We start from the raw sequence: 15395 nt of genomic DNA, 5'->3' as shown, positions 1-15395 counted from the left end.
AACCAACTGCTTACGCGGCATTAACAGCTGTGCCGCCCGACAATAATGGAGAGGATTATGAGTTATACACTGCCATCCCTGCCGTATGCCTACGACGCACTGGAACCGCATTTCGACAAGCAGACGATGGAAATCCATCACACTAAACACCACCAGACCTACGTGAACAACGCGAATGCTGCGCTGGAAAGCCTGCCAGAGTTCGCTAATCTGCCTGTTGAAGAGCTGATCACCAAACTGGACCAGCTGCCAGCAGACAAGAAAACCGTGCTGCGCAACAACGCGGGCGGTCACGCTAACCACAGCCTGTTCTGGAAAGGCCTGAAAACCGGCACCACCCTTCAGGGCGACCTGAAAGCGGCTATCGAGCGTGACTTCGGTTCCGTTGACAACTTCAAAGCGGAATTCGAAAAAGCCGCTGCAACCCGTTTCGGCTCTGGCTGGGCGTGGCTGGTTCTGAAAGGTGACAAACTGGCGGTCGTTTCTACCGCTAACCAGGATTCCCCGCTTATGGGTGAAGCTATCTCTGGCGCATCCGGCTTCCCAATTCTGGGTCTGGACGTGTGGGAACACGCTTACTACCTGAAGTTCCAGAACCGTCGCCCTGACTACATCAAAGCCTTCTGGGATGTAGTGAACTGGGACGAAGCAGCAGCGCGTTTCGCCGCTAAAAAATAAGGTTGCATTGACGCCTGTGAGAAGCGAGTCTGATGGCTCGCTTTTTTTGTATCTGCGTAATGGAGGCAGCGATGCATTATCCGGTGAATGTATTTACAGGCAAGGTAAGGGAGTACGACGGCAGCCGCCCGAGCGCCATCGCCAAAATTCAGGTCGACGGTGAGCTGACGTTAACCGACCTCGGGCTTGCGGGTGACGAGCAGGCCGAAAAGAAGATCCACGGCGGGCCGGAGCGCGCGCTGTGCCACTATCCGCGCGAGCACTATCAGCACTGGAAAACCGAATTTCCTGAACAGGCTGACCTCTTCGTCGCCCCCGCGTTTGGCGAAAATCTCTCAACGGAGGGGCTGACGGAGAAGAACGTCTTTATCGGCGATATTTACCGCTGGGGCGATGCTTTGATTCAGGTCACCCAGCCGCGCTCACCGTGCTTTAAGCTTAATTACCATTTCGGCATTCAGGATATGTCGGCCCAGTTGCAAAACGCGGGTAAAACCGGCTGGCTGTATCGCGTTGTGCAGGCGGGACAGGTTTCGGCGGATGCGCCGCTTGAGCTGGCTTCGCGTTTGAGTGAGGTGTCGGTGTACGAGGCCTGCGCAATTGCCTGGCATATGCCGTTTGATGACGATCAGTATCACCGTCTGCTGTCAGCGGCGGGATTATCCACCAGCTGGACCAGAACGATGCAGAAGCGGCGGATAAGCGGCAAGATCGAGAGCAGTTCGCGGAGATTATGGGGGAAATAGTTCCCGCAGAAAGTAGGCCGGGTAAGGCGAAGCCGCCACCCGGCACATACGGTTACGAACGCTTATACAGCGGCAGCCACAGCGTTAACCTGAGCCCGCCCAGCGGGCTGTCATCGGCTTTCACCCAGCCACGGTGCTGTTGCATGGCGGTTTCCACAATCGCCAGCCCCAGTCCCGTACCGCCCGATTCACGGTCGCGTGCCTCGTCGGTACGGTAGAACGGACGGAAAATCTGCTCGCGATCTTCCGGGCTGACGCCAGGACCGTCGTCGTCGACAATGACGGTTATCCCGTCTTTATCCACCGAGAACGCCACCTCAATCTTCGTGTGCGAGTAGCGCAGGGCGTTACGCACGATATTCTCCAGCGCGCTTTCCAGCGTGTTGGGGTTACCGTAGAGCGGCCACGGGCCCGGCGGGAAGTTGACGGTGAACGATTTGCCCATCTGCTCCGCTTCGAACGCCGCGTTGTCCAGCACCTCATGCCAGAGGTGATTGGCTTTCACCGTTTCGCTCACCAGCGCGTTTTTCTGCTGATTGCGCGACATCACCAGCAGATCGTTTATCATGCTGTCCAGGCGATGCGCTTCCGTCTCAATACGCTCCAGCTCTTTGCTCTCACCGCTGCGGCGGCGCAGCAGGGCGGTACCCAGCTGTAAGCGCGTGAGCGGCGTCCGCAGCTCGTGGGAGATATCCGACAGCAGGCGTTGCTGCGCGGTCATCATGCGGTCAAGAGCAGAGACCATCTGGTTAAAACTGGTTCCGGCGGCCAGGAACTCCTGCGGCCCGGATTCCAGCTCCGGATGCTGCCTCAGGTTGCCCTGCGCCACTTCGTCCGCCGCATTTTTCAGCTTACGCGCCGGTTTCGCCAGGCTCCACGCCAGCCATAATAGCAGCGGGGAACTGACCAGCATCGTGACAATCAACAGCAAAAGCGGACGGTCAAACAGCAGGTTGATGAAGTCGGACTGGGAACTGCTCGCAGGGCGAATCAGGTAGAGCTGATAATTGTCTTCCCCGTCCCGAACCGAGAAAGGACCAACCATCTCTACCCGACCATATTTCTTTTTCTGTGGGTGATCGGCGTTATCCGCCTGGCCAATAAAGTTGCGGATAATCTGCATTTCATTGCGATCGGCTCCAATCACGCGACCTTCGCTGGTGACCAGTAAAAGACGTTGTCCGGGGGGCGCCCACTTGTCGATAGCGCGAAACAACCTGCGCCACCACATTAAATCGTTCGGCGGATCGTTTGCCAGCTCCGCTTCCACGTGCTGCTCGATCATCACGCCCTGACGTTGCTCGCTGTCGAGTAGCTCCGTCATCTGGCGTGAGTCGAGTTTTGGCAACATCAAAACGAGCATTAAAACCAGTGCCAGCGTCAGCCAGAAGATGGCGAAGATGCGGGCGGTTAAGCTGCCTATCATGAAGCGGAAACCATCAGATAACCACGACCACGCAGGGTTTTGAACCAGGGATGACCGTCTTTACGCTCCGGCAGCTTACGGCGCAGGTTCGAGATATGCATGTCGATGGCGCGGTCAAACGGGGTGAGGCGTTTGCCCAGCACTTCCTGGCTTAAGTGTTCACGCGACACCACCTGGCCGAGATGCTGCGCCAGCAGATACAGCAGGGTGAACTCGGTGCCGGTTAGCTCCAGCGTTTCACCGTCGAAGCTCGCTTCCTGGCGGCCCGGGTTCAGGCTCAGGGAGTCCACTTCCAGCGTAGGTGAGCTGTTGTCGGTATTCTGCTGCTGCTCGCTCCAGTGAGAGCGGCGCAGGATCGCGCGAATACGGGCCACCAGTTCACGGTCGTTGAACGGCTTAGGTAAATAGTCATCCGCACCCAGCTCAAGGCCGAGTACGCGGTCAAGCTCGCTGCCGCGTGCGGTTAGCATAATGACGGGGGTCTGGTGTGTCTGGCGAAGCTCTTTCAACGTATCAATACCGTTTTTCTTCGGCATCATGACGTCGAGCAAAAGTAAATCGATGCTGTCGTCAAGGAGACTCAGCGCCTGCTCGCCATCATGGGCAACCAGGACGTTGAAACCTTCCATGTCGAGCAACTCCTTTAAAAGAGATGTGAGCTCTCGGTCATCATCAACTAACAGGATTTTATTCATTGTTTAAATACCTCCGAGGCAGAAATTACGACATCAAGGCTATCTAATCCATGACTTTACGTTGTTTTACACCCCCTGACGCATGTTTGCAGCCTGAATCGTAGACTGTCTCTCGTTGAATCGCGACACGAAAGATTTTGGGAGCAAGTGATGCGCAAAGTTACCGCTGCCGTCATGGCCTCAACGCTGGCCTTCAGTGCGTTTAGCCAGGCTGCTGTAGCTATCATCAGTGATAACGGTTCCTCAGCAGAGGGCGCAACGCAGCACAGCAGCCAAAGCCATATGTTTGACGGCATAAGTTTAACCGAACATCAGCGTCAACAGATGCGAGATCTGATGCAGAGGGCAAGACACGACCAGCCCCCTGTTAATGTTAGCGAAATGGAGACAATGCATCGCCTTGTCACCGCAGAAAATTTTGACGAAAGCGCTGTACGCGCTCAGGCCGAAAAAATGGCGCAGGAACAGGTTGCCCGCCAGGTAGAGATGGCGAAGGTTCGCAACCAGATGTTCCACCTGCTAACGCCCGAGCAGCAAGCGGTTTTGAATACCAAACATCAGCAACGTATGAACCAGTTGCGTGAGGTTGCACGGATGCAGCGAAGCTCAGATATGACGCTTTTCAGTAGCAATAGCAGTACCCGTAGTAACCAGTAAACCCTGTTTTCCTTGCCATAGACACCATCCCTGTCTTCCCCCACATGATGTGGGGGTTTTTTTTGCCCATCGTTCCGGTTTGTTAACGCTTTATTCATCCTTTCACTCCACCACCATCCGTTATACTAGCGCCATGGCATGACAGGAGTGTTTATGAATCAATCCTATGGACGGCTGGTAAGCCGGGCCGCAATAGCCGCGACGGTGATGGCGTCGTGTTTACTGATCATTAAAATTTTCGCGTGGTGGTACACCGGATCGGTCAGTATTCTGGCGGCGCTGGTGGACTCACTGGTGGATATTGCCGCCTCGCTGACCAACCTGCTGGTGGTGCGCTACTCGCTGCAACCGGCGGATGAAGAGCATACGTTTGGCCACGGCAAAGCGGAATCGCTGGCCGCGCTGGCACAAAGCATGTTTATTTCGGGCTCTGCGCTTTTCCTGTTTTTGACAGGCATTCAGCATCTTGTTTCGCCGTCACCAATGAACGATCCGGGCGTTGGCGTGGTCGTAACGGTAGTTGCACTTATAAGCACACTTGTTCTTGTAACGTTCCAGCGCTGGGTTGTACGCAAAACACAAAGCCAGGCTGTACGGGCTGATATGCTTCATTATCAGTCTGATGTTATGATGAATGGGGCTATTCTTATTGCGCTTGGTCTGGCCTGGTATGGCTGGCATCGGGCCGATGCGTTGTTTGCGTTAGGGATAGGGATCTATATTTTATACAGCGCCTTGCGGATGGGGTATGACGCGGTACAGTCGCTTCTTGACCGTGCGCTTCCGGATGCAGAACGTGATGAAATTTATGCCATCGTGACCAACTGGCCTGGCGTCAGTGGTGCTCACGATCTTCGTACGCGGCAGTCAGGGCCGACCCGCTTTATTCAGATTCATTTGGAAATGGAAGACAACCTGCCACTGGTTCAGGCGCATATGGTCGCTGAACAGGTGGAGCAGGCGATTTTGCAGCGTTTCCCTGGGTCAGACGTCATTATTCATCAGGATCCGTGCTCTGTCGTACCCAGGGCGTTTTGAGCTTTCGTAATTCGTTGTAAAAAAGTGAGCCAGAGCAGCATTTTGTGGATAAATTACCACCATATGGCCTGACCTGAATCAATTCAGCTGGAAGGGATTGATATACTATTTGCAGTATTCGACGGTTGAACAGTTTCTTCCGGCAGCAGATTTCAATTTTGCATTCCTAAGTTCAGAGGTAGTCATGATTAAGAAAATCGGTGTGTTGACAAGCGGCGGTGATGCGCCGGGCATGAACGCGGCAATCCGTGGGGTTGTCCGTGCAGCGCTGACGGAAGGTCTGGAAGTTTTTGGTATCTATGACGGTTACCTGGGTCTGTATGAAGACCGCATGGTTCAGCTCGACCGCTACAGCGTGTCTGACATGATCAACCGTGGCGGTACTTTCCTCGGTTCTGCACGCTTCCCGGAATTCCGTGACGAACACATCCGTGAAGTGGCTATCGAAAATATGAAAAAACGGGGTCTGGATGCGCTGGTGGTTATCGGCGGCGACGGCTCCTACATGGGTGCAAAACGTCTGACTGAAATGGGCTTCCCGTGCATCGGCCTGCCTGGCACCATCGACAATGACATCAAAGGCACCGACTACACCATCGGTTACTTCACCGCGCTGGGTACCGTTGTGGAAGCGATTGACCGCCTGCGTGACACCTCTTCCTCTCACCAGCGTATTTCTATTGTTGAAGTGATGGGCCGTTACTGCGGTGACCTGACTCTGGCGGCGGCAATTGCCGGTGGCTGTGAGTTCGTGGTGGTGCCGGAAGTGGAATTCAGCCGTGAAGATCTGGTTGCTGAAATCAAAGCTGGTATCGCGAAAGGTAAGAAACATGCCATCGTTGCCATCACCGAGCACATCTGTGACGTTGACGAGCTGGCGAAGTACATCGAAACCGAAACCAAACGCGAAACCCGCGCGACCGTTCTGGGTCACATCCAGCGTGGCGGTTCCCCAGGCCCGTACGACCGTATCCTGGCGTCCCGCATGGGCGCGTACGCGATCGAGCTGCTGCTACAGGGCCACGGCGGCCGCTGCGTCGGTATCCAGAACGAGAAACTGGTTCACCATGACATCATCGACGCCATTGAAAACATGAAGCGTCCGTTCAAAGGTGACTGGCTGGACTGTGCGAAAAAACTGTACTGATTGGCTCTGTTGCCCGGTGGTGACAAGGTAAATGCAAAACGGTAACCCTTGGGTTACCGTTTTTTATGGTTGCTCCCTCTCCCGTGGGAGAGGGTTGGGGTGAGGGCATCAGGCCGCTCATTCATTTTTTTATTCCTTCACGTTATAGCCAATCTTTTTTTATTCTTTAATCATCGATTAGCTTTCTGGCACGCTGCATTCATCAAAACACTACACAAGAGAGCTGGGCGATGAATAAATGGGGCGTGGGGTTAACATTATTGCTGGCATCAACCAGCGTTCTGGCAAAGGACATTCAGTTACTGAATGTGTCGTACGATCCGACGCGTGAACTGTACGACCAGTACAACAAAGCTTTCGCGGCGCACTGGAAACAGGAAACCGGCGATAACGTGGTGGTTCGCCAGTCTCACGGCGGTTCCGGTAAGCAGGCGACATCGGTGATCAACGGTATCGAAGCCGACGTGGTGACCCTGGCGCTGGCTTATGACGTGGATGCGATCGCGGAGCGTGGCCGTATCGACAAAAACTGGATCAAGCGCCTGCCGGACAACTCTGCGCCATACACCTCGACCATCGTCTTCCTGGTGCGCAAAGGCAACCCGAAACAGATTAAAGACTGGAACGACCTGATTAAGCCGGGCGTGTCTGTCATTACCCCGAACCCGAAAAGTTCCGGCGGCGCACGCTGGAACTACCTGGCGGCCTGGGGCTACGCGCTGCACCACAACAACGGCGATCAGGCCAAAGCACAGGACTTCGTCAAAGCACTGTTTAAAAACGTCGAAGTGCTGGACTCCGGCGCGCGCGGCGCAACCAACACCTTCGTCGAGCGCGGCATCGGCGACGTGCTGATCGCCTGGGAAAACGAAGCCCTGCTGGCGACCAACGAGCTGGGTAAAGACAAGTTCGAGATCGTCACCCCGAGCGAATCCATCCTCGCTGAGCCGACCGTCTCCGTCGTCGATAAGGTTGTTGATAAGAAGGGCACCAAAGCGGTGGCGGAAGCCTACCTGAAGTACCTCTACTCACCGGAAGGGCAGGAAATTGCGGCGAAAAACTTCTACCGCCCACGCGATGAGGCCGTCGCGAAGAAATACGAAAACGCCTTCCCGAAACTGAAGCTGTTTACTATCGATGATGTTTTTGGCGGCTGGACCAAAGCGCAGAAAGAGCACTTTTCTAACGGCGGCACCTTCGACCAGATCAGCAAGCGCTAAGCGTTTTACAAAGAACGACACGGTAACCCGGTGTGAGAAATCCGCCGGGTTTTTTATTTGGTCATCATTTTGCGTTACTCTTTTGCCTCTATTGAAAACAGGGAACGCGTTGTGAAAAAAATTATCTTACTGATTCTGATCGTTATCGCCCTTGCCGCAGGCGGCGTGTACTGGATGAAAGCGGGTAATCCGAATGCGTTGCGTCATATCGTTCTCGACCAGTGTGTGCCCAACCAGCTGCATAACCGTAACCCGGCACCGTGCGCGCAGGTGAAGCCAGATGCGGGCTACGTGGTGTTCAAAGACCGCAACGGACCGCTGCAATACCTGCTGATGCCCACGTACCGTATCAACGGCACCGAAAGCCCATTGCTGACAGAGCCGCAGACACCGAATTTCTTCTGGCTGGCATGGCAGTCTCGTCATTTTATGAGCATGAAACGAGGGGCCGACGTGCCTGACAGCGCCGTTTCGCTAACCATCAACTCCCCGACCGGGCGCACGCAAAACCATTTTCATATCCACATCTCCTGTCTGCGCCCAGACGTGCGCGAGAAGCTGAACGCGTCGCAGGGGCAAATCAGCACCCAGTGGTTACCGCTTCCGGGCGGGCTGGAAGGGCATGAATACCTTGCCCGTCGGGTGACGGAGAACGAACTGGTGCAGCGCAGCCCGTTTATGATGCTGGCGGAAGAGCTGCCAGAAGCGCGCGACCATATGGGACGCTTCGCGCTGGCGATGGCGCAGCAGTCAGACGGCTCGTTTGTATTGCTGGCGACAGAGCGTAATTTGCTTACCTTTAACCGCGCGTCGGCTGAGGAATTGCAGGATCATCAATGCGATATCCTGAAGTGACCCCACCATAAATAGCGTTTACTCGCCCTGCCTGTCGCCGTAGACTTGCTGAAAAATTCTACAGGAGACAGGTATGTCGCTCTGGTTAACGCATCCTCTGCTGCTTCCCTCGCTGATCGTCGGCGTCACCATCGTGCTGTGGGCGACGTCGCTGTTGCCCGAATTTATCACCGCGCTGCTGTTTTTCACGGCGGCGATGGCCGCCAGAATCGCCCCGCCGGAAGTAATCTTCGGCGGCTTCGCCTCGTCTGCCTTCTGGCTGGTGTTCAGCGGCTTTGTGCTGGGTGTGGCGATTCGGAAAACCGGCCTGGCGGACAGGGCCGCCCGGGCGCTGTCGGCAAAGCTTACCGACTCCTGGGTGCTGATGGTGGCAAGCGTTGTGCTACTGAGCTATGCCCTGGCATTCGTGATGCCGTCGAACATGGGACGTATTGCGCTGCTGATGCCGATTGTCGCCGCGATGGCGAAGCGGGCCGGCATTCCTGATGGCTCGCGGGCCTGGTTTGGCCTGGCGCTGGCGGTCGGGTTTGGCACCTTCCAGCTCTCGGCCACTATTTTGCCCGCCAACGTGCCCAACCTGGTGATGAGCGGCGCGGCGGAAGGCTCATACGGTATCCACCTCAACTATGTCCCGTATCTGCTGCTGCACACGCCGGTGCTGGGTATTCTCAAAGGCCTGATTCTGATTGGCCTGATCTGCTGGCTGTTCCCCGGCAACCCGAAACCGGCGAAGGATCTCGCGCCATCGGAACCGATGGGGCGTGACGAAAAACGGCTCGCCTGGCTGCTGGCGGTGGTGTTGACGATGTGGGTGACGGAGAGCTGGCACGGCGTGGGCCCAGCGTGGACAGGGCTGGCGGCCTCGGTCGTCGTTATGCTGCCGCGTATAGGTTTTATCACCGGGGAGGAGTTCTCGGCGGGGGTGAATATGCGCACCTGTATTTACGTCGCGGGTATACTCGGGCTGGCCATTACGGTGACGCAGACCGGTATCGGTGCGGCCGTAGGCGAGGCGTTGCTCCATATCATGCCGCTGGATGCAGATCGCCCGTTTACCAGCTTCCTGGCGCTGACGGGGATCACCACGGCGCTCAACTTCATTATGACCGCCAATGGCGTTCCGGCGCTGTACACCACGCTGGCGCAGAGCTTCTCGGACGCGACCGGCTTCCCGCTGCTGTCGGTGATCATGATTCAGGTGCTGGGGTATTCCACACCGTTGCTGCCGTATCAGGCGTCGCCGATTGTGGTGGCGATGGGCTTAGGGAAAGTGCCTGCGAAGGCGGGGATGCTGCTCTGCCTGGCGCTGGCGATTGCGACTTATCTGGTGCTGCTGCCGCTGGATTATTTGTGGTTTAGCGTATTAGGACGTTTGTAGTGGTTTTGTAGGGCGGGTTAGCGAAGCGCCACCCGCCCCAAAGGCAATTACGCCTGCTTAGCCGCTTCTGCCGCTTTAACGATCACCGCGAAAGCGTCTGCTTTCAGGGATGCGCCGCCAACCAGCGCGCCATCGATGTCTGGCTGGGTGAACAGCTCAGCTGCGTTTGATGCGTTAACGGAACCGCCGTACTGGATGATGACCTGCTCCGCCACTTTCGCGTCTGCTTTTGCAATGTGGTCACGAATGAACTTGTGCACCGCCTGTGCCTGCGCTGGAGTTGCAGATTTGCCGGTACCGATCGCCCAGACTGGCTCGTAAGCGATAACCGCGCCTTCGAACGCTGCCGCGCCCTGGGTTTTCAGCACAGCGTCGATCTGACGTGCGCACACTTCTTCGGTTTTACCCGCTTCGTTTTCTGCTTCGGTTTCACCGATGCACAGAACCGGGATCAGACCCTGCTCTTTCAGCACAGCGAATTTCTTCGCGATGAACTCGTCAGATTCTTTGTGGTAGGTGCGACGCTCAGAGTGGCCGATGATGATGTATTTCGCGCCGATGTCTTTCAGCATTTCAGCGGAGGTTTCACCGGTAAACGCGCCAGACAGGTTAACGTCAACGTTCTGCGCGCCCAGAATGATGTGGCTGCCGTCAGCGGCACGTTTAGCCAGATCCAGGTACATATCCGGCGGAGCGATAGCAACCGCGCAGCCGGTCACGCCAGCCAGCTCTTTACGCAGGTTAGCAACCAGTTCGTTTACCATGTGGCGGCTGCCGTTCAGTTTCCAGTTACCCATCACTAAAGGATGTCGCATTTCAATTCTCCACGCTCAATAAGCGAATTAAGGAATATGGCCACCCTTAAGGGCAGCATGGTCTGTGAATCAGTATAGAGATTTTCCCTCGAAAGGCTTTGCTTTTTGTCATTAATTCGCCCCCTCGAGTGCGTCTGATAGGGCCAGCTTAATCGGTTCAACCGCGAAGGTCAGCCCCTTTTCGCCGTTATCTGCGACGACATAGCGAACGGCACCTTCCGTATCGGCGTAATAGCGTTTGTTTTTCCCCGCGGTAAGAAGTTTTTGCAGCTTTTGCTGGCTTTGTGCTTTCGTGAAGGTGGGGGTAAAGGCGCGCAGAATAGCGCTCATGTACTCCAGCGCTTTCGCTTTCGCCGCTTTCTGCTCTGGGCCCTGAATCGGCAGCCAGGTGATCTGCATGCTTTTGATTTTTAACGTTCCGCGCTCAAGGGCGGTAGAGGCATACAGATTCTCGTTAATTTTGCTGGCCGCGCGGGTCAGGGTCGGCGTATCGCGGGCGCTGTCAATCGCTCGGAACTCTCCCAACGGAAGTGAGGGGTTTTCTTTGTTGAAGGCTTCGCGGAACTGGCTGATAGATTGATCGAAAGAGGGAGCGCCCGCCAGAAGATAGGGGGCGGTGACCGGGGAAGCCGTTTCCGTGGCGTACAGGGAAAAACTGGCGCTCAGCATCGCTAAACACAAATAAAGAGAGTGTGCCGAACTTTTCATCAACATTGCCCCTGGCCGTCATTGCCCATGATTAAAACGATATCTGGTCGGCTTGTCAAAAGGTCACAACTCCAGGGTAAAATGCGGGCTAAACAATAATAAGGAACCTTACATGACCATACAGCAGTGGCTGTTTTCATTCAAAGGGCGTATTGGGCGCCGTGACTTCTGGATCTGGATTGCAACGTGGGTTGTCGCCATGCTGCTTCTGTTTTTTGTTGCCTACAACGCATGGCTGAGCACGCAAACCGCGGCATTTGCGCTGGTCTGTTTACTGTGGCCAACCGCCGCCGTGGTGGTGAAACGTCTGCACGATCGTGGCCGCTCCGGCGCATGGGCTTTCCTGATTATCCTGGCGTGGATGCTGGTGGCGGGGAACTGGTCATTGCTGCCCTCAATCCTCCCATGGGTGGTGGGCAGACTGCTGCCGACGGTTATCTTTGTAATGATGGTTGTCGAACTGGGCGCGTTTATCGGCACCCAGAGCGAGAACAAATACGGAAAAGATACCCTTGAGGTGAAGTACCGCTGATCACCAGTAGTGTTCGGCGGTCATGTGGCCCGGTCGGCGGCGAAGGTGCTTCGTCATCTGCCGGGTATCCTTCAGCAACTGCTGCGTATCGCGTACCATCTGCGGGTTACCGCACAGCATCACATGGCTGGTTTCGGTATTCATCGGTAAACCCACCGCCTCTTCCAGCGCGCCGCTTTCAATCAACGCCGGAACGCGGCCGGTTAACGAGCCGGCTGCGGTTTCGCGGCTGACCACCGTCTGAATTTTTAACTTCCCGCCATATCGCTGTTCCAGCGCCTGCATCTGCGGCAAATAGCTCAGGTCTGCGGCGTAGCGCGCGGCGTGAACCAGCACGATATTTTTAAAGCGCTCCAGATCTTTGCCGTATTGCAGAATGGAAAGATACGGGCCAATGGCCGTGCCGGTCGCCAGCATCCAGAGCGTGTCACAGTCGGGGATTTCATCCAGCACGAAGAACCCCGCCGCGTCGGAGACAATCTGCACTTCATCGCCCGGCTTCAGCGCGGCGAGGCGTGGGCTGAGCTTACCGTCCGGGACGGTGACCAGATAGAACTCAAGGTCCGGGTTATCAGGTGCATTAACGTAAGAGTAGGCGCGCTGTACGCGTTCACCGTCGATATCCAGCCCGAGTTTGGCAAACTGCCCGGCAGTAAACGGATGAACGGGAGCGTGCAGCGTGAGGCTAAATAGCGCATCGGTCCAGAACTGTACCTTTGTGACTTTACCTGTTACCCAGTCCGCCATGATCTTCTCCTGTGCTGTTTCTCTCTTCTATCTTCCGTACTTGTGGGAAACATTTCCAGCCCATTCGGGCCGGAAAGCTCTATCGATCAAACGGTTTTACAGAATGTGCGTCTGTACGTCCGGATCTTTACGATCGAGATAATGAATGGACTTAATGCGGCGAATGGTGCGGGATTTACCGCGGATCAGCAGGGTTTCAGTGGTGGCCATGTTGCCCTTGCGGGTGATGCCGTCCAGCAGATCGCCTTTGGTGATGCCGGTTGCGGAGAAGACCACGTTATCGCTGCGGGCCATCTCGTTTAGCGCGAGCACTTTATTGGCCTCGATGCCCATCGCCGCGCAGCGCGCCAGTTCGTCTGCACCAATGCGAAGGTTCTCGTCGCTGTCGCCTTTGACCTCATGGCGTGGCAGCAGACGCGCCTGCATATCGCCGTCCAGCGCGCGGATCACTGCCGCAGAGACCACACCCTCCGGCGCGCCGCCGATGCCGTAAAGCACGTCGACTTCGCTGTCAGGCATGCAGGTCAGAATAGAGGCGGCAACGTCGCCATCCGGAATAGCAAATACGCGCACGCCAAGCGTTTGCAGGTACGCGATGGTGGCGTCGTGGCGCGGTTTTGCCAGAATGGTCACGGTGAGTTCGCTGAGCGCTTTACCCAGCGCCGCAGCGATATTGCGCAGGTTGGCGTCCAGCGGCAGACTAAGGTCGATAGCGCCTTTAGCGCCAGGACCGACGATCAGCTTTTCCATGTACATATCGGGCGCGTTGAGGAAGCAGCCCTTATCGCCCACCGCCAGTACCGCCAGCGCGTTGGCCTGGCCCATCGCCGTCATGCGCGTGCCTTCGATCGGGTCGACCGCGATATCCACCGCATCGCCTTTGCCGGTCCCGACCTTTTCACCGATGTAGAGCATCGGCGCTTCGTCGATCTCGCCTTCACCGATGACGATAGTGCCGTCGATGTTAACCTGATTAAGCACAATGCGCATGGCGTGGACGGCTGCGCCGTCTGCGGTATTTTTGTCGCCACGGCCCAGCCACTTGTAGCCTGCGAGGGCGGCAGCTTCGGTGACGCGGGAAAACTCGATAGCAAGTTCACGTTTCATGAGGTACTCGTACAATCAAAAGGAATTGCACGAAGTTTATCACAGAGTGGGGAGGGGCGAGGGGACCGGTGCGGTTGGAGCCCCTCACCCTAACCCTCTCCCCAGGGGAGAGGGAATATAGGCTTACTCGTCGTGCTCTTCCCACGCCAGGGCACGTTTCACCGCTTTCTTCCAGCCGCTGTAGCGGTAGTTGCGCTCGGTGGTTTCGATGCCAGGACGGAATTCGCGTTCGATAACCGCTTTTTCCTGAAGCTCGTCGAGGTTTTGCCAGAAGCCAACCGCCAGACCTGCCAGATACGCCGCGCCCAGCGCCGTCACTTCTCGCACCTCAGGACGTTCAACGCGAGTGCCCAGAATGTCGGACTGGAACTGCATCAGAAAGTTGTTGGCTACTGCACCGCCGTCCACGCGCAGGGCGTGCAGACGAATGCCAGAGTCAGCCTGCATCGCTTCCAGCACGTCGCGCGTCTGGTAGGCGATGGATTCCAGCGTCGCGCGAATGATGTGGTTTGAGTTCACGCCGCGCGTCAGGCCGAAAATCGCGCCGCGGGCGTACGGATCCCAGTACGGTGCGCCCAGACCGGTGAACGCTGGCACCACGTACACGCCGTTGGTGTCTTTCACTTTGGTCGCGAAGTATTCGGAGTCAAACGCGTCGCTAATCAGCTTCATCTCGTCGCGCAGCCACTGAATGGAGGCACCCGCCATGAATACCGCGCCTTCCAGGGCATAGTTCACTTCGCCGCGCGGGCCGCAGGCGATGGTGGTCAGCAGACCGTTTTCTGATTTCACCGCTTTCTCGCCCGTGTTCATCAGCATAAAGCAGCCGGTGCCGTAGGTGTTCTTCGCCATCCCTTCTTTTACGCACAGCTGGCCGAACAGGGCTGCCTGCTGGTCACCGGCGATACCGGCGATAGGAATACGCGTGCCGCCTTTACCGCCAATGTTGGTCTGGCCGTACACTTCTGAAGATTTACGCACGTCTGGCAGCATCGCTCGCGGAATGTCCAGCGCGTCCAGCATCTTGTCATCCCACTCCAGAGTGTTGATGTTGAACAGCATGGTGCGCGAGGCGTTGGTGTAGTCGGTGACGTGAACGCGTCCCTGAGTCATCTTCCAGATAAGCCAGGTATCGACGGTACCGAAGAGCAGCTCGCCACGACGTGCGCGCTCGCGTGAACCTTCCACGTGGTCGAGGATCCACTTCACTTTGGTGCCGGAGAAATAGGGGTCAACCACCAGGCCGGTGGCGCTGCGCACGTACTCTTCCATCTCGTCGCGCTTCAGCTGTTCGCAGATCTCTGACGTACGGCGGCACTGCCAGACGATGGCGTTGTAGATGGGCTTACCGGTTTCGCGCTCCCAGACCACAGTCGTTTCACGCTGGTTGGTGATACCGATAGCGGCAATCTGGTCAGAACTGATGTCGGCTTTCGCCAGCACTTCCACCAGCGTGGAGCTTTGTGACGCCCAGATCTCCATCGGGTCGTGTTCAACCCAGCCTGGACGCGGATAAATTTGCTCAAATTCGCGTTGAGACACGCTGACAATGTTCGCGTCATGATCCATTACGACAGCGCGGGAGCTGGTAGTGCCCTGGTCGAGCGCAACGATATATTTTTTTTCGGTCATGGTATGTGTCCCGT

General features: G+C 56.4%; 16 protein-coding genes. 9 read left to right on the top strand and 7 right to left on the bottom strand.

What is annotated here, in order from left to right; genetic code table 11:
* The first annotated feature begins 57 nt into the window (after positions 1 to 57).
* Positions 58 to 678, top strand: a complete 621-nt coding sequence (sodA, locus tag DD597_RS05505; RefSeq protein WP_003861999.1) for a superoxide dismutase [Mn] — start codon at positions 58 to 60, stop codon at positions 676 to 678.
* Positions 679 to 749: 71 nt separating this feature from the next.
* Entirely contained in the window at positions 750 to 1424 is a 675-nt protein-coding gene (gene yiiM, locus DD597_RS05500; RefSeq protein WP_129256010.1) for a 6-hydroxyaminopurine reductase, read from the top strand.
* A 52-nt stretch (positions 1425 to 1476) separates the two neighbouring features.
* Here yiiM and cpxA read toward each other — a convergent pair whose 3' ends face one another.
* Both cpxA and cpxR read right to left on the bottom strand, forming a co-directional pair.
* Entirely contained in the window at positions 1477 to 2850 is a 1374-nt protein-coding gene (gene cpxA / locus DD597_RS05495) for an envelope stress sensor histidine kinase CpxA (protein ID WP_015569937.1), read from the bottom strand.
* Positions 2847 to 3545, bottom strand: coding sequence for an envelope stress response regulator transcription factor CpxR (cpxR, locus tag DD597_RS05490; RefSeq protein WP_003862004.1), 699 nt, complete (start codon positions 3543 to 3545; stop codon positions 2847 to 2849). The genes cpxA and cpxR overlap by 4 nt, the downstream gene beginning before the upstream one ends.
* A gap of 150 nt (positions 3546 to 3695) precedes the next feature.
* On the opposite strand from cpxR, the gene cpxP reads away from it, so the two are divergent.
* The 6 genes from cpxP to DD597_RS05460 all read left to right on the top strand — a co-directional run bounded on the left by cpxP (position 3696) and on the right by DD597_RS05460 (position 9840).
* Complete coding sequence (gene cpxP / locus DD597_RS05485) at positions 3696 to 4202, top strand: cell-envelope stress modulator CpxP (protein ID WP_003862006.1); 507 nt, start codon at positions 3696 to 3698, stop codon at positions 4200 to 4202.
* Positions 4203 to 4355: 153 nt separating this feature from the next.
* Positions 4356 to 5240, top strand: a complete 885-nt coding sequence (gene fieF, locus DD597_RS05480) for a CDF family cation-efflux transporter FieF (RefSeq protein ID WP_022652064.1) — start codon at positions 4356 to 4358, stop codon at positions 5238 to 5240.
* A gap of 184 nt (positions 5241 to 5424) precedes the next feature.
* Positions 5425 to 6387, top strand: a complete 963-nt coding sequence (gene pfkA, locus DD597_RS05475; RefSeq protein ID WP_003862009.1) for a 6-phosphofructokinase — start codon at positions 5425 to 5427, stop codon at positions 6385 to 6387.
* A gap of 230 nt (positions 6388 to 6617) precedes the next feature.
* A complete protein-coding gene (locus DD597_RS05470) occupies positions 6618 to 7607 on the top strand; it encodes a sulfate ABC transporter substrate-binding protein (protein WP_003862012.1) in 990 nt (329 codons plus the stop codon).
* A 111-nt stretch (positions 7608 to 7718) separates the two neighbouring features.
* A complete protein-coding gene (locus tag DD597_RS05465; protein ID WP_003862014.1) occupies positions 7719 to 8462 on the top strand; it encodes a CDP-diacylglycerol diphosphatase in 744 nt (247 codons plus the stop codon).
* A gap of 73 nt (positions 8463 to 8535) precedes the next feature.
* Positions 8536 to 9840 carry an SLC13 family permease gene (locus tag DD597_RS05460; RefSeq protein WP_032608110.1) on the top strand — a complete coding sequence of 435 codons (1305 nt, stop codon included), beginning with the start codon at positions 8536 to 8538 and terminating at the stop codon, positions 9838 to 9840.
* A gap of 47 nt (positions 9841 to 9887) precedes the next feature.
* On the opposite strand, the gene tpiA is transcribed toward DD597_RS05460, so the two are convergent.
* Both tpiA and DD597_RS05450 read right to left on the bottom strand, forming a co-directional pair.
* Positions 9888 to 10655 (bottom strand): triose-phosphate isomerase, encoded by a 768-nt coding sequence (gene tpiA, locus DD597_RS05455; RefSeq protein WP_003862019.1) that lies wholly within the window; start codon positions 10653 to 10655, stop codon positions 9888 to 9890.
* A 111-nt stretch (positions 10656 to 10766) separates the two neighbouring features.
* A complete protein-coding gene (locus DD597_RS05450; RefSeq protein ID WP_003862020.1) occupies positions 10767 to 11363 on the bottom strand; it encodes a DUF1454 family protein in 597 nt (198 codons plus the stop codon).
* A 112-nt stretch (positions 11364 to 11475) separates the two neighbouring features.
* Here DD597_RS05450 and DD597_RS05445 point away from each other — a divergent pair, with 112 nt between their 5' ends.
* Positions 11476 to 11895: a DUF805 domain-containing protein gene (locus DD597_RS05445; protein ID WP_003862022.1), complete on the top strand. Its 420-nt coding sequence runs from the start codon at positions 11476 to 11478 to the stop codon at positions 11893 to 11895.
* Here DD597_RS05445 and fpr read toward each other — a convergent pair whose 3' ends face one another.
* The 3 genes from fpr to glpK all read right to left on the bottom strand — a co-directional run bounded on the left by fpr (position 11896) and on the right by glpK (position 15381).
* A complete protein-coding gene (gene fpr / locus DD597_RS05440; protein WP_003862024.1) occupies positions 11896 to 12642 on the bottom strand; it encodes a ferredoxin--NADP(+) reductase in 747 nt (248 codons plus the stop codon).
* Between the two features lie 96 nt (positions 12643 to 12738).
* Entirely contained in the window at positions 12739 to 13749 is a 1011-nt protein-coding gene (gene glpX / locus DD597_RS05435; RefSeq protein WP_023315041.1) for a class II fructose-bisphosphatase, read from the bottom strand.
* Positions 13750 to 13872: 123 nt separating this feature from the next.
* On the bottom strand, positions 13873 to 15381 hold the full coding sequence (gene glpK, locus DD597_RS05430) for a glycerol kinase GlpK (RefSeq protein ID WP_129256004.1): 1509 nt from the start codon (positions 15379 to 15381) through the stop codon (positions 13873 to 13875).
* Positions 15382 to 15395: the final 14 nt, after the last annotated feature.

Origin of the sequence: Enterobacter cloacae complex sp. 677-3DZ2D5B (genome assembly GCF_004136695.1) — a bacterium.
Lineage (GTDB): Bacteria > Pseudomonadota > Gammaproteobacteria > Enterobacterales > Enterobacteriaceae > Enterobacter > Enterobacter hormaechei_C.
This window is presented reverse-complemented; position numbering and strand designations above follow the sequence as displayed.